15 protein-coding genes and 1 pseudogene are annotated in these 17672 nt (G+C 67.0%); 12 read left to right on the forward strand and 4 right to left on the reverse strand.

Features of this window, described 5'->3' with window-relative positions; translation table 11 throughout:
• The first annotated feature begins 84 nt into the window (after positions 1-84).
• Positions 85-1704, forward strand: coding sequence for a polyprenol phosphomannose-dependent alpha 1,6 mannosyltransferase MptB (gene mptB, locus OUO20_RS17720; RefSeq protein ID WP_043425113.1), 1620 nt, complete (start codon positions 85-87; stop codon positions 1702-1704).
• On the opposite strand, the gene OUO20_RS17725 is transcribed toward mptB, so the two are convergent.
• Positions 1701-2957 (reverse strand): glycosyltransferase 87 family protein, encoded by a 1257-nt coding sequence (locus OUO20_RS17725; RefSeq protein ID WP_018770376.1) that lies wholly within the window; start codon positions 2955-2957, stop codon positions 1701-1703. The genes mptB and OUO20_RS17725 overlap by 4 nt on opposite strands.
• Positions 2958-2985: 28 nt before the next feature.
• On the reverse strand, positions 2986-4254 hold the full coding sequence (locus OUO20_RS17730; protein WP_442781146.1) for a glycosyltransferase family 87 protein: 1269 nt from the start codon (positions 4252-4254) through the stop codon (positions 2986-2988).
• A 384-nt stretch (positions 4255-4638) separates the two neighbouring features.
• Between OUO20_RS17730 and OUO20_RS17735 the strand changes: the two genes are divergently transcribed.
• The gene (locus OUO20_RS17735; RefSeq protein WP_018770374.1) at positions 4639-4842 is read left to right on the forward strand and encodes a hypothetical protein; all 204 of its coding nucleotides are present in this window, start codon (positions 4639-4641) and stop codon (positions 4840-4842) included.
• Positions 4843-4929: 87 nt separating this feature from the next.
• Here the strand turns inward: OUO20_RS17735 and OUO20_RS17740 are convergent, their stop codons facing one another.
• The gene (locus OUO20_RS17740; RefSeq protein WP_268002260.1) at positions 4930-5988 is read right to left on the reverse strand and encodes a TerC family protein; all 1059 of its coding nucleotides are present in this window, start codon (positions 5986-5988) and stop codon (positions 4930-4932) included.
• Positions 5989-6192: 204 nt separating this feature from the next.
• Here OUO20_RS17740 and OUO20_RS17745 point away from each other — a divergent pair, with 204 nt between their 5' ends.
• From OUO20_RS17745 to OUO20_RS21580, 4 genes and pseudogenes are all read left to right on the forward strand, one after another.
• Entirely contained in the window at positions 6193-7065 is an 873-nt protein-coding gene (locus OUO20_RS17745) for an NAD(P)-dependent oxidoreductase (protein WP_268002261.1), read from the forward strand.
• Between the two features lie 207 nt (positions 7066-7272).
• Entirely contained in the window at positions 7273-8649 is a 1377-nt protein-coding gene (locus tag OUO20_RS17750; RefSeq protein ID WP_056389566.1) for an MFS transporter, read from the forward strand.
• A 137-nt stretch (positions 8650-8786) separates the two neighbouring features.
• Positions 8787-9452: a GntR family transcriptional regulator gene (locus OUO20_RS17755; protein WP_268002262.1), complete on the forward strand. Its 666-nt coding sequence runs from the start codon at positions 8787-8789 to the stop codon at positions 9450-9452.
• A pseudogene (locus OUO20_RS21580) lies at positions 9449-10620 on the forward strand (MFS transporter). The gene OUO20_RS17755 and the pseudogene OUO20_RS21580 overlap by 4 nt, the downstream one beginning before the upstream one ends.
• Positions 10621-10776: 156 nt before the next feature.
• Here the strand turns inward: OUO20_RS21580 and OUO20_RS17770 are convergent.
• Positions 10777-11574, reverse strand: a complete 798-nt coding sequence (locus tag OUO20_RS17770; RefSeq protein WP_043425125.1) for an IclR family transcriptional regulator — start codon at positions 11572-11574, stop codon at positions 10777-10779.
• Between the two features lie 120 nt (positions 11575-11694).
• Here OUO20_RS17770 and OUO20_RS17775 point away from each other — a divergent pair, with 120 nt between their 5' ends.
• From OUO20_RS17775 to OUO20_RS17800, 6 genes are all read left to right on the forward strand, one after another.
• Positions 11695-12198: a tripartite tricarboxylate transporter TctB family protein gene (locus OUO20_RS17775; RefSeq protein ID WP_018770366.1), complete on the forward strand. Its 504-nt coding sequence runs from the start codon at positions 11695-11697 to the stop codon at positions 12196-12198.
• Between the two features lie 2 nt (positions 12199-12200).
• Positions 12201-13703, forward strand: a complete 1503-nt coding sequence (locus OUO20_RS17780) for a tripartite tricarboxylate transporter permease (RefSeq protein ID WP_018770365.1) — start codon at positions 12201-12203, stop codon at positions 13701-13703.
• A gap of 63 nt (positions 13704-13766) precedes the next feature.
• On the forward strand, positions 13767-14807 hold the full coding sequence (locus OUO20_RS17785) for a tripartite tricarboxylate transporter substrate binding protein (protein ID WP_268002265.1): 1041 nt from the start codon (positions 13767-13769) through the stop codon (positions 14805-14807).
• Positions 14804-15433 carry a methyltransferase gene (locus OUO20_RS17790; RefSeq protein ID WP_018770363.1) on the forward strand — a complete coding sequence of 210 codons (630 nt, stop codon included), beginning with the start codon at positions 14804-14806 and terminating at the stop codon, positions 15431-15433. Before OUO20_RS17785 ends, OUO20_RS17790 begins: the two co-directional genes overlap by 4 nt.
• A 35-nt stretch (positions 15434-15468) precedes the next feature.
• On the forward strand, positions 15469-16248 hold the full coding sequence (locus OUO20_RS17795) for an NAD(P)-dependent oxidoreductase (protein WP_268002267.1): 780 nt from the start codon (positions 15469-15471) through the stop codon (positions 16246-16248).
• A gap of 78 nt (positions 16249-16326) precedes the next feature.
• Complete coding sequence (locus tag OUO20_RS17800) at positions 16327-17664, forward strand: TRAP transporter large permease subunit (RefSeq protein WP_223993224.1); 1338 nt, start codon at positions 16327-16329, stop codon at positions 17662-17664.
• Positions 17665-17672: the final 8 nt, after the last annotated feature.

The raw sequence follows: 17672 nt of genomic DNA on the forward strand, positions 1-17672 counted from the left end.
CGGCTGATAAAATGGCCGGGTTGCAGGGCGGCCATTTGAAGCTGGGGCGAGCAGTGCCGTAACAAGTCAGGGGACCACACAAACATGACGGCAGGCGGGTCACACCTCAGGATGTCGGAGAGCCGGCCGGGCACACCGGCCGGGGTTTCCGTGCCCGCCAAAGGCCGTGCCTACCTGGCAACCCTCGAAGGTTTTGTCGGCGCCCTCATGATGTTCGTCGGTTCCATCGGAACGGGCTGGATCGCCAACGGGTCGCCCATGATCCGGCAACCGGTGGTGATCGCACTCCGTACCGAAGGCTGGGGCGTGGCGGTATCCACCGTGCTGCTTACGGCCGGTGCCATGCTCCTGATGCGCTCCTGGCTTCGCCTGGGCCAGAGGCTGGGGGACTGGGGACAATCCTCCCTGCGGTCCGTGGTGGTGGCCATATCCGCCTGGTCCCTGCCGCTCTTGTTCTGCGTTCCGGTCTTCTCCAGGGACGTCTACGCCTATACGGGGCAGGGCCGCCTGGTCCAGGAAGGCCAGAACCCGTATGAGGTGGGCATTTCCACCCTCAACAACTGGTTCTCCCTGGGGGCCGACCCCGCCTGGGCGGAAAACCGGACCCCGTACGGGCCGTACTTCCTGTGGCTGGCGCGCGCGGTGGTGGGACTGACAGGAGCCCAGCCTGACGCGTCCGTCCTGCTGTTCCGCCTCCTGGCCGGCGTCGGCGTGCTGCTCTGCGTCATCTACGTGCCCAGGCTCGCCGAACTGCACGGGATCAACGGTGCCCGCGCGCTCTGGATCTCCGTGGCCAACCCGTTGTTCCTCATCAGCTTCATCGCCAGTGCCCACAATGACGCCCTGATGGTGGGGCTCGCCGTGGCCGGTGTCTACCTGGCCGCCACCCGCCGCTACCTCCTGGGCGTCCTCCTGGTCACCGCCTCCATCGGCATCAAGCCCATCACCGTCCTGCTGCTGCCGTTCATCGGTGTGATGTGGGCGGGGCCCGCTGCCTCCTGGCCGCGAAAATTCCTGATGTGGGGTGCCACGGCGGGCATCAGCTTCGGCGTGCTGGCCCTGAGCGGCATCCCCTACAACCTCGGCATCGGCTGGACGTGGGCCATTATGGACCCCACCCCCGGCTACACGGGCTACTCGCCGTCGGGCTTCCTGGGCCAGCAGGTGGAGATGCTGGCCAACGCCCTGGGACTGCCCGGCGGAACGCTGGCCACCTGGCTGCGGACCGCCATGAAGTGGGCGGCGATCGCACTGGTCCTGCTGCTGATGTTCCGCGGCGACTACTCGCGGGCGGTGCGGCGGATGGCCCTGGCGTTCACCGCCGTCGTGATGCTCTCGCCCATCATCCAGCCCTGGTACATCCTGTGGTTCCTGCCGTTCCTGGCGGTCACGGGAATCCGGGACGACTGGCAGATCCGCTCGCTGTACGTGGGCGTGACGTTCTTTGTGGTATTCGGCGCCCAGGACCAGCTTTCGGTCTGGTCCTTCGTGGAACTGCCCATCGACGCCTCGTCCCTGGCCTTCTTTACGGCCCTGGCCTTCACCTTCTACCTGCTGGTCCTGGACGTCCATACCCGCAAGCTGCTCATCGAGGGCAAGCCGCTGGACGTTGCCCGGCGGGCCTGGCGGTGGGTGGCGGAGCGCCGGGCCGCGCGCCAGGCTGAGGCCCGTGACGCCGTCGACCGGTCGTCCGGGGGCAGCTAGGCTCCGGCCGGCACCTGGGCTGACGTTTTCCGGCCCAACTCCGCGGTGCGCTTCACCGACCACCACAGCAGGACCACCAGGAGCACGTTGCGGGTGGTCAGGATGGCTGCCATGACGGGGTGCGCATGGATGAGCGGGGTGTAGAACAGCGGGTAGATCACGAACGTTGTCATGGCAATGCCCATCATCAGGGCGGCCGGGACCTTCCAGCGCTCCCAGTCATGCGCCAGGCCGGCGATGATCACCGGTGCCAGCCAGATGATGAACTGCGGCGAGCCCACCTTGTTGAACACGATGAAGGCGGTAACCATCATGAGCGCGCCTTCGAGGAACAGTTCCTCGCGTTCGGCGCCGCGCCGCAGGGCGCGGACCAGAAGGATGGCCGCGGTGACGGCCGCAAGGACCAGCAGCGGCTGCATCAGGAATGCGGCGGTGCCGGCACCGGGGCCGTAGACCTCGGTGGAATTGATGGCGGTGTTGTCGGCCATCCGTGAACCGGCGATGTGGAAAACGCTCAGCCACACCCAGGGCGTGGAGAAGGTGGCCTCAAGCTGCATTCCGCGCTCGCCCTGGTTCAGGAGGAAGTCCATGATGTGCGGCAGCCCGCCGGTCAGCCACGTGCCCAGGCCCACCACCGCGGTGACGGCGGCGCCGGCGAGGACCACCTGGATCCGCTTGTGGCTGGCGATGACGATCGGGACCAGGACGGCTGCGGGCCAGACCTTGATCCAGGTGGCGATGCTGAGCAGGACGCCGGCCACGACGGGCCGTTCAGCGGCATAGAGCAGGGCGATCAGCACGATCGGCGCTGTGATGCCCTCCACCCTGGCGAAGCTCAGGTAGCCCATGAACACCGTGAAGAACAACCACCACCAGGCGGGGGCAATGCCCGTGACCTTCCGCGGGCCACGGGTGAGGTAGACCAGGCCGACGGCGTTGAGCGCCGTGATGATCAGGAACCACACCAGCAGGTAGAGGCCTGGCCCGGCGGTGTTGGCCAGGAAGATGGGGATCTGCGCCAGCACCGGGTAGACCCAGGGGCTGATCTTCCCGGTCAGGTCCGCCGGGTTGTAGCCGTCCAGGGCCCACTGCCGGTACTGCTCGGTGTCGCTGAATGTATCGCCGTTCAGGAAAAAGGATGCCATCCAGCCCAGGAAGTACAGATGGACGACGGCGAAGCCCCACCAGACGCTGGATGGGCGGGCGAACCAGTCCACCACTTTTGCCGGGAGCAGTCTGGTGCGGACGGTCACCAGGCGGTCAAAGAACCTCGTGGAAATGTCAGGTCTCCTTGAGCGCGGGGGCGGGGGCTGCGGTCTTCTTGCCCAGCGTGTAGAGGCGCCGGACGCTCCACAGGAACAGGACCACCAGCAGGACGTTGCGGATTGTCAGTACCAGGGCCATCCAGGGGTTGTTGTGGCTCAGGGCGTCGTAGAAGAGCGGGTAGATGAAGTAGGTTGCCACGGCGATGGCGATCAGCATTGCCGCCGGAACCCGCCATTCACGCCAGCTGTGCGCCAGGCCCACCGCGACGGCGGGGCCGAGCCACACCATGAACTGCGGCGAACCCACCTTGTTGAAAACCACGAACGCGGTGGCCAGGGTCAGGGCCCCGGCCAGGAGCAGCTCGGTGCGGTCCACGCCGCCGGCCACCTTGTGCTGCTTTCCGTTGTGGAGCGCCCAGAAGGTCAGCCCGGCCACCAGGAGTGCCGCCAGCACCAGGAGGGGCTGCATCAGCACGGACATGGCGGCGGTGCCCGGGCCGTCCACCTGCATGGAGTTGATGTCCGTGTTCATGTACATGCGCGAGCCGCCGACGTTCAGGACGGAGAGCCAAAGCCAGGGGGTGGTGAAGGTGGCCTCGAGCTGCATGCCGCGGTCGCCCTGCTGGGTAAGGAAGTTCAGGAGCTTGGGGACGCTGCCCAGGGCTGCTGCCAGCGCCACCACGCCCGCCGTCGTCGCGATTCCCGCCAGCACCACCAGCAGGCGGTTCTTTACGACGGCGAAAAGGGCCAGCATGATGGCCGCCGGCCAGACCTTCACCCAGGTGCCGACGGCCAGCAGGACCGAGGCGACGAACGGGCGCTGGACGCCGTAGGCCAGGGCCACAAGGACCAGCGGGGCGGTGAGGCCGTCCACACGGGCGAAGCCCAGCCAGCCCATCAGGAAGGTGAAGGCCAGCCACCACCAGCCGGCGGGGATGGCGCTGGTGTTGCGGCCCCGCCCGGTGAGCTTGAGCAGGGCCCAGGCGTTCAGGAGCGTGGTCATGAGGACCCAGATGAAGAAAAACGGTCCCGGTCCGGCCAGGCCTGCGATGGCCATGGGGATGAGCGCCAGGATGGGGTACACCCACGGGCTGGGGCCGCCCCGGAGGTTCGCGTCGTTGAATCCCGCCATGGCCCAGTCACGGTAGATGAAGGTGTCGCTGAACGCCTCGCCGCGAAGGGAGAGGGAAGCGGCGAAGACCAGGAAGACAAGGTGCACCACGATGAATCCCGCCAGCAGGCCGCCCCCGGTGTTCAACCGGCTCCGCACCGGGGTGGGGAGGATGACGTTGCGGATCCTGGTGAGATGGCCGAAGAGAGCGTCGGTGGAAATGGCGGATCCTTGTCAGGTCGTGGCACACGTGTGGTGTCGTGCTGGTGGCTTGGTTCTGCCGCAGGGCTGGGTCAGGGGCAGCGGAGCCGTTCGGAAACAGCTTCCACTCCTGTCCAACTCTAATTCACGGTGCTTTAGCGCCCGTAATTGCTGAGGCAGGCTCGAGCCGTCACGCCTTGACCTGCGGCGACTTATTACTTGATTTTTCAAGTTGCTGGTGATCCATCCCTCGGGCATTATGAGCTGGGCACAAAGGTTCCCAAACTTCGCCTGCAGCCTTGGGGAGCGCAGGTGTTGGATATCACCCCCTACCCCCAACACACAAAGGCTAGACCCATGAACTTCCCGCTGACCCTCACCGTGTCCGACCGCCAGAGCATGGACCGCGAGCTCGACGCCGCCGTCGCTGCCGCCAAGGCCCACGCCCTGGACGGCAAGAGCCACGGCATCCTCGTTACCCGGCACGGCGCGAACAAGTTCACCGTTGCCCTCAGCGACGCGGTTCCCTTCGGCCTTACCCGCGAACACCAGGCCTGGTAGGTCCTGGCCTGGCGTTGGCGCCACAGGATCTTGACGCCAACGCCTGTTGCCGGCCGGGCTGTCCTTTACTGCTGACGCTCGGATTTTTTACCTGACGGACTCTTCGGCCGCCGGCGGCACCTTCCCGCGGGAGGGTGCCCGCCGGCTGCGCCACAGCGGCTCCAGGGCGTCGAGCTCCTCCGGGGTGGCGTTCCGGAAGGGCGGGTCCGCGGGGATGTGCGGTTCCTGCCGGCCCGTGCGCCGGGTGGCGATGAGGCTCGCGCCGACGGAAATGCCCAAAATGGCGGTGATGACGGCGAGGGAGACCGGCGTCGGAATGTAGTAGACGTCGATCTTGAGCGCCATCTTGATGCCCACCCAGATCAGCACCAGGGCCAGGCCGGTCTTCAGGTATACGAAGCGGTGGATGAGGTCCGCCAGCAGGAAGTACATGGCGCGCAGGCCGAGGATCGCGAACGCGTTGGCCGTGAACACCAGGAAGACCTCGTCCGTGACGGCGAAGATGGCCGGGATGGAGTCGACGGCGAAGATGATGTCCGTGACTTCAACCAGCACCAGGACCGCCAGCAGGGGAGTGGCGAGCAGTGCACCGCCCTTCCGGATGAGGAAGCGCTGGCCATGGAAGGCGTCCGTCATGGGCACGTGCCGGCGGAACAGCTTCAATGCCTGCGACTTCCCGGGGTCGATGTGCTCGTCACGCTGCCTGAGCATCCGGTAGCCGGTGAAGAGCAGGAATGCCGCGAACAGGTAGAGGACCCACCCGGCGCTGGCGATGATCGCCGAGCCCGCGGCGATGAACAGGCCGCGAAACACCAGCGCCCCCAGGACACCGAAGAAGAGCACGCGGTGCTGGTACTCGCGGGGAACGGCGAAGAACGTAAAGATGATTGCCCAGACAAAGACGTTGTCTACGGCGAGCGACTTCTCGATGAGGTATCCGGCGAAGTACTGCTGGCCGAACTCCGCGCCGTACAGGAACCACACCAGTGCGCCGAATGCAACGCCGAACAGCACCCAGATCCCGGACCAGGCTGCGGCCTCGCGGACGCTGATGACATGGGCGTGGCGGTGGGCCACGAGGTCGACGACAAGCATGAGGAGGATGAATCCGATGACGGCGAACCACATCCAGAGGGGAACGTTCATGGGGCACCTGCTTCCAGTCAGTGACAACCAACTGGAGGTCTCTCCCGGCCGTCATGCGGCCCGCCCACCGGAAGGCTCAGGGGCCTCCGTACTGACGATGGACTGTGAAGTGGGGATACTCCCCTCCGTATGAGTAATTTACAGAATCCTGGAGACGTTGGGTAGGTATGGAGAACACCAAACCTGGACCGGAAGGCGGATTCGATGGATACGAAACCCAAGGTGGCTGTGCTGGGGACGGGAATCATGGGGGCGGCCATGGCGCGCAACCTCCTGCGCGCCGGCCATGAGGTCTCGGTGTGGAACCGGGACGCGGCCAAAGCGGAACCGCTGGCCGCGGACGGTGCCCGGCATGCCGCTGCCCCCGCCGAAGCTGTCGAGGCAGCCGACGTGGTCCTGACCATGCTCCACGACGTTGCCGCGGTGGAGCAGGTCATCCGGAGTGCCGCACCCGGCGTCCGGCCGGGCACAACGTGGGTCCAGTCCACAACGGTTGGGGTGCAGGACGCGGCCGCTTTGGCCGCCCTGGCCGGCGAACTTGGCCTGGACCTGGTGGAGGCGCCCGTTTCCGGAACGCGCGCCCCCGCAGAAGCCGGCCAGCTTCTGGTCCTCGCCGCCGCTCCCGAAGCAGTGCGCCAACGCGTGGGGCCGGTCCTCGATGCCATTGGCGCCCGCACCATCTGGACAGGCGACGACCCGTCCAAGGGTTCCGCGGCCCGCCTCAAGCTGGTGGTCAACAGCTGGGTCATCGCGGCGTCCAACGCCGCCGGCGAAGTGGTTGCCCTTGCCCAGGCGCTGGGCGTCGATCCGCAGCAGTTCCTCGACGTGGTCGACGGCGGCCCGCTTGACCTGCCCTATCTCCGCCTGAAGATGGACCTCATCCTCAACGACCAGCTGGAGCCTGCCTCCTTCGCCGTGGACACCGCGCGCAAGGATGCCCACCTCATTGTGGATGCCGCCGTCGAGCATGGCCTGACCCTTGACGGCGCCGTTGCCTCCACAGCCCGGCTGGACCGGGTGGCCGGCCAGGGCCGCGGCAGGCAGGATATGGCAGCGGCCTACTACGCCAGCCGGTAGCAGGACCCCGCTCATCCTGGCGCGGACCGTCCGGGATAGCGCTTGCCCATTGACGTAACCGGCATCACCTCCTATATTGGATGAATCGATTCAAAGAGCTGCCGCTCCAGTCCATGACGGACTGCGGCGGCGCAGACACCACCACGAACATCGGCTGAATTCCAGCGGTTCCGGTTCCTTGCCAATGAAGACGAAGGACATAAGCACATGAGCACCACCCCAACCCGCGTGGCCCTCCCCAGCCAGGGTGCCGGCACCGGTTCGCGGGACCCCAGGAAAGCGGCGATGAGCGGCTGGATCGGAAGCGCCCTGGAGTACTACGACTTCGCGCTGTACTCGCTGGCCGCGACCCTGATCTTCCCCACCATCTTCTTTCCCTCGGAAAACCCCACAGTCGGAATTATCGCCTCCCTGGCAACGTATGCCGTGGGCTATGTCTCCCGTCCGGTAGGCGCGGTTGTCCTGGGGGCGTACGGTGACCGGCACGGCCGCAAGAAGGTGCTCGTCTTCGCGATGCTGCTCATGGGCTTTGCCACCTTCGCCGTCGGGCTCCTGCCCACCTATGGGCAGGTGGGCCTCCTGGCGCCCGCCCTCCTGGTGCTCCTTCGCCTGATCCAGGGCTTTGCGGTGGCCGGCGAGCTCGGCGGCGCCAGCGCGATGATCGTTGAACACTCTCCCGATGCCCGGCGCGGATTCTTTGCCAGCTTCAGCCTCCAGGGCACCCAGGTGGGCTCGATCCTGGCCACCGCCGTCCTGCTCCCGCTCGCGGCAGTCCTCCCCGCCGACCAGTTCGGCACCTGGGGCTGGCGCATCCCCTTCCTGCTCAGCGCCGTCGTGATCCTGGCCGGCTACTTCATCCGCCGCCGGGTCCAGGAACCGCCCGCCTACGCAGCACAGTCCGGCAAGCCCGAAACCAAGCGCTTCCCGCTCGTCGAACTCCTGCGAACGCGGCCGGGCGTCCTGGTCCGCTGCATCGCGATGACCTTCACCAACGTGATCGGCATGGCCACCCTGATCTTCGGCGTCTCCTTTGCCACCCAAAAGGGCTACGGCAACGGCTTCTCCAGCAGTGAGTTCCTGTGGGTGACACTCGTGGCCAACATTGCCGCCGTCATGACCATACCGCTGTTCGGCGCGCTGTCCGACAGGATTGGCCGGCGGACGCTCATGGCTGCCGGCGGGGTGGCGGGCGGCCTCCTGGTGGGCGGATACCTGTGGGCCATTGAACAGGGGAGCCTGCCGCTGGTCTTCGTCTGCGTTGTGATCGTGCAGGGCATCTTCTTCCAGATGTGGAATGCCACCTTCGCCACGTTCTTCCAGGAGCAGTTCCCCATGCGGATCCGCGTGACCGGGTTCGCCGTTTCGCAGAACATCGGGCTCATGATTGCATCGTTCTTCCCCAGCATCTTCACGGCGATTGCCCCTCCGGGCTCCACCAACGTTCCGTTCACCATCGGACTGGCCACGCTGGGCATCTGCCTCATCTCCGCAGTGGCCACCCTGATGTCCCCGGACACCAAGGGCAAGTCACTCGAGGACCTCGAGGTGCAGAAGGTGGCACCTGCCGGTACCGCCGGCAAGTAGTCCAGCCGCAGTGCATCCGGCCAGGGGCGCGCCACCGGGACAGGGGAGGGGGCAGCGGATGCTGCCCCCCTTGTGTTTTCGGGACTTGGGGCTACTTGTATAGATGTATACAAGTATGATGGCCGGGGAGGTACACCATGGCCGAATCACCTGCCCGGAACACCGGGGCACACGTTGTCTACGCCGAGCTGAAACGGCGGATCCTGAGCCTTGAGCTCAAGCCGGGGGAGCGCATCTACGAGCCGGCAATGGCCTCGGCCCTGCAGGTGAGCCGCACGCCGCTCCGGGAGGCCATCCGGCGGCTCATTTCGGAGAGCCTGCTGGAACAGCAGCCCACCGGAGGCGTGCTGGTGCCCGCGCTGGACGAGGCAGCCATTTCGGAACTCTACGAGGTCCGCGCAGCCATGGAGTCCCTCATGGCGCGCAATGCCTGCATGAAGGCAACGCCGGCTGACATCGAGGCCCTCGAAGGCATTCTTGAACGCAACGCGGCCATGGTGGCGTTTGCCGATGACGCGATGCAGCATGGCATGGCACTGCACGCAAAGATCGCGGGCATTGCCGGGAACTCCTGGGCCCGCCGCTTCCACAACCAGATTTCAAGCCACATGGAACGGTACCGGCACTTCACCAACAGCACCCAGGAACGGCGCGACCAGGCCCTGGCCCAGCACCGCACCCTGGTGGCTGCCCTGGCCGGCGGCGACCCGGAGAAGGCAGCCAAGGTGGCGTTCGACCATGTCATGGGCGCCCGCGACGCCGCCGTCCAGGCCATGTCCGGCACCAGCGTCCCCGGCTCATGATCGGCGAGCTGGGCCGCCGCTCGGCCACTGCCCTCCTGGTCCACTCGGCGCTGATCCAGGCCGTCACCTTCCTGGTCCGGCCGGCGGCCACCTACCGCGCATTGGAGCTGGACGTTCCGGACTTCGCCCTGGGCCTGCTGGCTGCCAGTTATGCGGTGTTTCCGCTGCTGCTTGCCGTCCCCACGGGCACCCTGGTGGACCGCCTGGGTGAGCGGCGGCTCATGGCGATCGGGGCCGCCGTCGTCCTTTCCTGCTCTGCCTTCCTGCTGCTGTGGGGCTCGTCGATCGTGGCGCTGGTGGCGGGAACCGCGCTGCTTGGTGCCGGTCAACTGGCCTGCGTGGTGGGGCAGCAGGCCGTGGTGGCCAATAATGCTGCCTCGTCCCGGATGGACTCCGCGTTCGGCTACCTGACGTTCGCCGCCTCCCTGGGGCAGGCCCTCGGACCGCTGGCGATTGCGCTGGTGGGCGGCGCCTCGGTACGGCCCGACACCCAGGCGATCTTCCTGCTCTCGGTGGTCATGAGCCTGGTGCTGTTCGCTGCCACGTTCGCCGTATCGGCGCACGTCAGCGGCGGCAGGAAGAAGGAGCGTCCGCTGGCAGCAGCGCCAGTGGCGTCTCACTGCTGAGGGCTCCCGGCGTGGCCCGGGCGCTGGCCACCAGCGCCACCGTCCTCGCCGTGGTGGACCTGACCGTGGTTTACCTGCCCGCGCTCGGCGCCGACCGCGGACTCACTGTGGCAACAGTGGGTGCCATGCTGACGGTTCGCGCCGTGTTCTCCATGGTTTCCCGTCTCATGCTGGGCCGGGTGTCCCGGCGGATCGGCCGCATGAGGTTGCTGGTGGTGAGCCTGGCCCTGTCCACGTTTGCGCTGGCTGCGCTGGCAATCCCCATGCCCCTGTGGCTGCTGTTTGCCGTCATGGCATTGCTCGGGCTGGGGCTCGGCATCGGCCAGCCGCTGACCATGTCCTGGCTGTCGGCCCAGGCGCCGGCCGGGCAGCGGGGCAGGGCGCTGGCGCTGAGGCTCGCCGGCAACCGGGTGGGGCAGGTGGTCCTTCCGAGCGCCATCGGCGGCGTGGCGGCCGGGCTGGGGGCGGGTGGAGTCTTCCTTGCCTCGGCGGTGGTGGTGGGCGGGACGCTCCTGCTGCTCCGGGGCGTGCAGCTCGACTGACTGCGGATGCCCTCGCGTCACGCCGGCATGCTTTGGAGGAATGGACGACGGCGGGACCCCGCGTTTCCGGGGCCACGGCCACCTCAGGTGGGCCGAAAGCGCGCCGTGCGTGACGCCGTCGTGTGCTTTCCCTGCCGGCCGTTTCCCCGGGTGCCGTCAGTAGACGGAGCCCTCAAGCAATTCCGCCAACCTGGCTGCCGCCCGCTTCAGCTCCGGAACGCCCACCTTCAGCGTATCCTCGGAGGCGGCCTCCACGGGGCTGGTCAGCGAAATTGATTCCGTTGGCTGTCCTGACCTCCTGGGCAGGGCTACAGCCACCGACAACACTCCTGAAGCGCGCTCGTCGGCTGAATAGGCGTAGTCGGCATCCGCCGCAGGCAGCCGCGACTGCAGCTCCCCGAGCGTGAAGGCCTTGCCTTCATGGCCCGCTCCGATGGCGGCCTCCACGGCCTCCTGCAGTTCCTCCACGGAGGCCGTTGCCAGCAGGATCTTTCCGGCCGCACCGGATGTCAGGGGCAGCCGCTTGCCCAGCGGGAGGTCATAGCGAAGCGGGGCCTCTCCATCCACCCGGGCCACCAGGATCCGTTCATAACCCAGGCGCGTGTAGAGGGAGGCGGTGAGGCCGGTCTGCGTCGCCAGCTGCTGGAGGACGGGCCGGGAAGAGACCACCAGGGGGTCGTTCTCCAGGTAGCTCCTGGCAGCCGGGAGGACGGCAGGGCCGATCCGGTAGGACTTGTCCGTCTGGCTCACCATCCCGAAATCCTGCAGGACCCGAAGGATCCTCAGTGTGGTGGGCAGGCTCATGCCGCAGTTCCGCGCAAGATCGCTGAGCCGCTGCGGGCGTTCCGCCCGCTGCAGTTCCGCGAAGACCTCCAAGGCCCGGGAAAGGGAGCGCATGTTCGAGGACTTGGGGCTGTCCTCCGTCGGGCTGCCTGAAGTGGAAGTCATCGCCATCATTTCATTCTATGTAAGTTTCTTGCGCTTGACAGCCGATGTGTCTGCTGTCACTATTTCTCAGTACGCAATATAGTTTCATTCTGTGAAACGCAATGACGCGCAGTGAAAAGGAAATCCATGACAACGGAGTCAGTCACGACGAAACCCGGCAGTCCTGTACGGGTGGCCCGCAGCGTGCTGGTAGGAATCGGTGCGTTCGCCGCCGTCGGCGTCTATGTCCTGGCCAGCTCGATCGGCCTGGGACTCTGGACCTCCCTGGGCCCGGGCCCGGGCCTGTTCCCCTTCGCCATGGGCGCAGTCCTCGCCGCCATGGCCGTCCTCTGGCTGTTCCAGGAACTCCGCAACCCCAGCGAAACCGCAGCCGGCGTTGACCGGGGCCTGGTGATCGCCGTCGTTGCCAGCCTGGTAATCCTTGCGGCCGTCATGGACCTGCTTGGCTTCCAGCTGAGCATGTTCCTGTTCCTGCTGTACCACCTGAAACTTCGCGGGCGCAGGACCTGGAAGTCCTCGCTGATCATCGCGGTGGCCGGAAGCTTCGGAGCGTTCTATGCCTTCAACTACGGCCTGAACGTCGCGCTGCCGGTGTCCGCCCTTCCCTTCCTTAACGCGATCGGACTCTAGACGTGGATACCCTCAACGAACTGGTCAACGGCTTCGCGGCCGCGATGACCTGGCAGAACCTGCTGTTCGCCTTCCTCGGCTGCCTCCTGGGCACCATCATCGGCGTGCTGCCCGGCATCGGGCCCGTGGCAGGCGTCGCCCTGCTGATCCCGCTCACGCTGAACATGGACGCCACCGGGGCGATCATCATGCTGTGTGCCATCTTCTACGGCACCGCCTACGGGGGAACCATCACCAGCGTGCTGCTCAACACCCCCGGCGAAGCAGCATCAGCCATCACCACCATCGACGGCTACGCCATGACCAAGATGGGCAAGGCCGGCGCCGCGCTGACCATCGCCGCCGTCGGATCCTTCGTTGGCGGAACCATCGCCACCCTCGGCCTGGTGGCGGCAGCCAAGCCGCTGGGAGAACTGGGCCTGCTGGTCGGCCCGCCGGAATTCTTCGCCCTGATGGTGGTGGGCATCTCGCTCCTGGTGGCCCTGGCCGGGAAATCCATGGTCAAGGCCGTCATCTCCGGCGCCCTGGGCCTGCTGATCTCCATGGTGGGCATCGACCCCGTGGCCGGTGCTCCACGCTTCACCTTCGGCATGGACCGGCTCCTGGACGGCGTCAGCTTCGTGGCCGTCATCGTCGGAGTCTTCGGTCTCTCGGAACTCCTGTCCTACCGCAAGGGCGACCAGCCCGCGGCGGTGCACGCCCCCAACCTGCGCTCGCTGCTGCCCACCGCCACGGAGTGGCGGCGCAGCGCCCCGGCGATGGCCCGCGGCACCGGCATCGGCTTCGGCCTGGGGCTCATCCCCGGCATGACCGGGTCTGTGTCCTCGCTGCTGTCCTACGGGGCGGAAAAGAAGTTCTCCCGCCACCGCCACGAACTGGGCAGGGGTGCCATCGAAGGCGTGGCCGGACCCGAAACGGCCAACAATGCCCACGCCAACGCGGCCCTGATTCCGCTGTTCACGCTCGGCATCCCGGCCTCGCCCACCATCGCCGTGCTGATGGGCGCCTTCCTGCAGCAGGGCCTCACACCGGGACCCACCCTCTTCACCGAGAACTCCGAGATCGCCTGGGCCATCATCGCCAGCCTCTTCATCGGCAACCTGATCCTGCTCCTGCTCAACGTCCCGCTCGTGGGGCTCTGGACCTCCATCCTCCGTGTCCCGTCAACAATCCTGACGGCCCTGATCCTGCTCTTCATGGTCATCGGCGCCTACACCATCAACTTCAGCGTCTTCGATGTCTTCGTGATGATCGGCTTCGGGCTCCTGGGCCTCGCCCTCCGCCACCTGGACATCCCGCTGGCGCCCATGGTGCTGACCCTGGTCCTTGGTCCCCTGATGGAGCGGTCCCTCCGTGAGTCGCTGGAGATCTCCCAGGGCGACTTCGGCATCTTTACCAGCCGTCCCATTTCCGCGGTCCTGATCGGCATCGGCCTGCTGATTGTCATCAGCCCGCTGCTCAAGCTCCGCAAGCCCAAGGCTCTTACCGAAGACCCCGAAACCTAAACCCCACCCGCGCACCTGAACCCCGCACCCCTGAACCCCGCACCCCTTCAAAGGAGAAGACCTATGAAAACCCGCCTCCGCCTCACCGCCGCCCTTGCCGCGGCCTCCCTGATCGGCCTCACCGGCTGCGGCGCCAATACCGGCGCCACCAACAACAATGCCGCCAGCGACTTCCCGAAAAAGGGCAAGTCCATCGACCTCGTGGTCGCGTTCGGTTCCGGCGGTGCCGTGGACACAGCCGCGCGGCTCATCCAGCCCGTTCTCGAGAAGGAACTCGGAACCAACGTCGAGGTCATCAACAAGCCCGGCGCCGGCGGCCAGATCGGCTACACCCAGCTCACCAGCGCCAAGCCGGACGGCTACACCATCGGCGCCACCGGCTCGCCTTCCGTGGTCGTCTCGCCCCTGGACCCGTCCCGCGGCGCCAAGTACACCCGGGACAGCTTCCAGCCCCTGGGCCGCCAGGTCATCGATCCCACAGTCATCGCCGTCCAGCCGGACAGCCCGTACCAGACGCTGAAGGACCTCCTGGAAGCGGTCAAGGCCAAGCCCAAGTCCATGACCGCCAGCACCACCGGGCTTCAGACCGGCGAGCACTTTGCCCTGGCCCAGATCCAGCAGGCCACGGGTTCCGAGTTCGCCCCGGTCCACTTCTCCGAAGGCGCGTCGCAGGCAACCACCGCGTTCCTCGGAAAGCACGTGGACGTGCTGGTGGCGAACGTCAGCGACGTGAACGACCTCACCAAGCAGGGCAAAGCGCGGGTGCTGGGCGTCATGTCCGCGGAACGCGCACCCTCCCTGCCGGAGATCCCCACCTTCAAGGAATCCGGCTATGACCTGACGGCGGGAACCGCCCGCGGCTACTCGGCCCCGGCCGGCCTGCCCGCGGATGTGGCCAAGAAGCTCGAGGCCGCCATCCAGAAGGCCATCGAGGACCCCACCGTGGTGCAGAAGATGAAGGACCTGGGCCTGCAGACCAGCTACCTCAACGGCGCCGACTACAAGACGTTCTGGGCCGGCCAGGAAGAGGACTTCAAGGAAGTCCTCCCGCTGGTCCAGAAAAAGACTGACCCCCACTGCCCGGAACGGAAAGATCCATCATGACAACTCCTGCCATTGACGCCATTGGCGCTGACTTCGCACGTCCCAGCAGCGACATCGTGGAAAGGCTCGGCAAGCTTCCCGCGGCCAATATCGGCGACGCCATGGACCGGCTTGGGGTGGCGGACTCCGCCATCCAGGCGGTCTGGCCGGGCGCAAAGCTCGCCGGCCCGGCGTTTACGGTGTGGACCCGCCCCGGAGACAACAAGGGCATCCACGCCGCCCTGCAGCTGGCCCGTCCCGGAGACGTCATTGTGGTGGCAGGGGGCGGCGATGAATCCCGCGCCCTGCTGGGCGAACTGATCGGGGAGCGCGCCATCAACCTTGGTGTCGCGGGATTCGCGCTGGACGGAGCAGCCCGCGACGCCGGGGCGCTGGCAGAGATTGGCATGCCCGTCTTTGCGAGGGCTACTTCGCCGGCCGGCCCCTACAAGGACGGTCCCTTCCGGCTGGGAACCGCCCTCGCGTTCGGCGGCGTCCCCGTCCTGCCCGGCGACGTCATCGTCGGCGACTCGGACGGCGTGGTGGTCATCCCCCGGGAACAGGCTGCCGCCGTCGCCGACGCCGCCGAAGCGGTCTTCGCGGACGAAACCAGCCGCCGCCAGGCCATCGTCGCCGCCCGCAACTGAACCTTCACCAAAGCCAAGAAAGAACAGAGCAAACCATGACAGCGTGCACCGTCATCGGCCTCGGCGAAGCCGGAGCCACCTACGCCGCGGCCCTGACCGCCGCCGGCCACACGGTTACCGGCTTCGATCCGGTGGCCCCCAGTACGCCGCAGGGAGTAACCCGGGCAGCAACAGCCGCCGAAGCATGCACCGGTGCAGGCATCGTCCTGGTGATGACCGGCGCTGCCGCGGCCCGCAGCGTGGCACAGGAGTGCCTTCCGGTCCTTGCCAGCGGCAGCGTCTACGCCGACTTCACGTCGTCCTCACCGGCTACCATGCAGGAACTGGGGCAGCTTCCCGGCAAGGCCGCCTTTGCCGATGTCGCCATCCTGGGACCGGTCGCGGCGTTGGGCGAGAAGACACCCCTGATGGTGAGTGGCCCCGGCGCCCAGGCCGTGGCCGACCTGCTGCGGCCGCTGGGAGTTGATGTTGAAATCACCGACGGCGGCCCGGGGGCGGCGATGGCGCACAAACTGCTGCGCAGCGTCCTGATGAAGGGCCTGGCATCTGTGGTGGTGGAAGCCGTGACGGCCGGCCGGGCGGCCGGCCTCGAGGAGTGGATCCGCGCCCAGATCGCCGGTCAGCTGGCCGGCGACGGGCAGGCCGTGATCGACCGGTTCCTGACGGGCACCGCCAAGCACGCCGTGCGCCGCTCCAAGGAGATGCAGGACACCGCAAGCTACCTCTCGGACCTGGGTGTCCCCGCCGAGATGACCAACGCCTCCGCCGCCGCGCTGGCCCGTATGGCGCAGACCTCGGAGCCGGCCTTGCGCTGACCGCGCAGTCAGGCACAATCAGGAACGGGTAATACACGTGACCATAACAACCGGCATCTTGCCGTCAGGAGCAGCATCATGATCGGCATTTGGGCACTCGGCGCCTACCTTGCCGTCATCCTGCTCTGGACCACGGCCTTCAAGCGGAGCGTGGGCGAAGCCATGATCCTTGGCTTCCTGGCCGTCCTTCCCTTCACCGGTGCCGCAGCAGCGGCAATCGGCTGGGACGCCCTGTACTCTGCCATCACCGACGAGATCGTGTACGCCACCATGGCGTTCGTCTTCATGGGCTACCTGCTGGACAAGGCCGGCGTGCTGGACCGGCTGATCGACCTGCTGAACTCCCTGATCGGCGGGGTCAAGGGCGGGCCGGCCTGGGTCTCCACGGTGGCCTCCGCAGGCCTCGGCGGCGTGGTCCACAACCAGGCGGCCATCGCCGCCACGGTGGGCTCGGTGACCATTCCCTGGATGGAGAAGTCCAGGCTGGACAAACCGTCAGCAGCCACGCTGGTGGCGGGGAACGCCGGCATGGGCATCACATTCCCGTTCAGCGCCTCGATGTTCGTCCTGGTCGGTTCCGCCACCGTGGGACCGCTGCTGGACATCAACGCACTGGTCCTGCCCCTGCTGTTCGGCGGACTGTGGTGCTTCCTGCACCGGCTGGTGGTCACTTGGCTGCTGGTCCGCAAGAGCGGGATGACCCCGCTGGACGCCGCGCACCGCCTGTCCGTCCGCTCGGCGTTCGGCCGCGGCTGGGCCACCCTGCTGCTGTTCGTCGTGGTGGCCGTCCCGCTGGTCATCACCACCGGCGCCATCGCCAAGAGCCTGTCGGAGTGGACGGGCGGGGACGTTACCAAGTCGGTCAGCGTCATCGTCTGGATTCCGGTGGTCCTCATCATCACCGGTCTCCTGCTGGGCAGGAAAACGCTGCCCCGCGACGGGCGCGGCTGGTGGGCGCTGCTCCGGGAATCCGCTCCGCGCTTTGGAATCGTGGGCGTCACCGTGGTGTTCGCCTTCGCCGGCGCCAACGCCCTGGCTGCCACCGGCCTGCCCAAGCAGATGACCTCGCTCCTGAACGGGATGAACCTGCCGCTGTGGCTGCTGGCCATCCTCATCGGCCTGATCGTCATCGCGGTGGCGGCCCCGCTGTCCGCCACCGCCACCATGGCCGCCGTGGGGACGGTGGGAGTGGCCACCCTGGTGGCCGCCGGGGTTCCGGCCACCACCGCGGCCGTGGCCGTGCTGGTGTTCTCGTCCTGCGAAGCGGCGGTCCCGCCCGGCGGCGCCCCGCTGTACGTGGCCTGCGGCATCGCTGACGTGGACCCGCTCAAGACCTTTGCCCGCCTGCTGACCCATTACGCCCTGCCGCTGCTGGGCATCGGCGTCCTGATCATCCTCGGCATCCTGCCAATCTAGGAAACATT

The organism is Arthrobacter sp. FX8 (assembly GCF_026723805.1).
Classification (GTDB): Bacteria; Actinomycetota; Actinomycetes; order Actinomycetales; family Micrococcaceae; genus Arthrobacter.

What these genes read in the sequence shown, in the direction of transcription:
- mptB (WP_043425113.1), top strand. Translation starts at nt 85, where the DNA reads ATGACGGCAGGCGGGTCACACCTCAGGATGTCGGAGAGCCGGCCGGGC.
- OUO20_RS17735 (WP_018770374.1), top strand. Translation starts at nt 4,639, where the DNA reads ATGAACTTCCCGCTGACCCTCACCGTGTCCGACCGCCAGAGCATGGAC.
- OUO20_RS17740 (WP_268002260.1), bottom strand. Translation starts at nt 5,988, where the DNA reads ATGAACGTTCCCCTCTGGATGTGGTTCGCCGTCATCGGATTCATCCTC.
- OUO20_RS17745 (WP_268002261.1), top strand. Translation starts at nt 6,193, where the DNA reads ATGGATACGAAACCCAAGGTGGCTGTGCTGGGGACGGGAATCATGGGG.
- OUO20_RS17750 (WP_056389566.1), top strand. Translation starts at nt 7,273, where the DNA reads ATGAGCACCACCCCAACCCGCGTGGCCCTCCCCAGCCAGGGTGCCGGC.
- OUO20_RS17755 (WP_268002262.1), top strand. Translation starts at nt 8,787, where the DNA reads ATGGCCGAATCACCTGCCCGGAACACCGGGGCACACGTTGTCTACGCC.
- OUO20_RS17770 (WP_043425125.1), bottom strand. Translation starts at nt 11,574, where the DNA reads ATGGCGATGACTTCCACTTCAGGCAGCCCGACGGAGGACAGCCCCAAG.
- OUO20_RS17775 (WP_018770366.1), top strand. Translation starts at nt 11,695, where the DNA reads ATGACAACGGAGTCAGTCACGACGAAACCCGGCAGTCCTGTACGGGTG.
- OUO20_RS17785 (WP_268002265.1), top strand. Translation starts at nt 13,767, where the DNA reads ATGAAAACCCGCCTCCGCCTCACCGCCGCCCTTGCCGCGGCCTCCCTG.
- OUO20_RS17790 (WP_018770363.1), top strand. Translation starts at nt 14,804, where the DNA reads ATGACAACTCCTGCCATTGACGCCATTGGCGCTGACTTCGCACGTCCC.
- OUO20_RS17795 (WP_268002267.1), top strand. Translation starts at nt 15,469, where the DNA reads ATGACAGCGTGCACCGTCATCGGCCTCGGCGAAGCCGGAGCCACCTAC.
- OUO20_RS17800 (WP_223993224.1), top strand. Translation starts at nt 16,327, where the DNA reads ATGATCGGCATTTGGGCACTCGGCGCCTACCTTGCCGTCATCCTGCTC.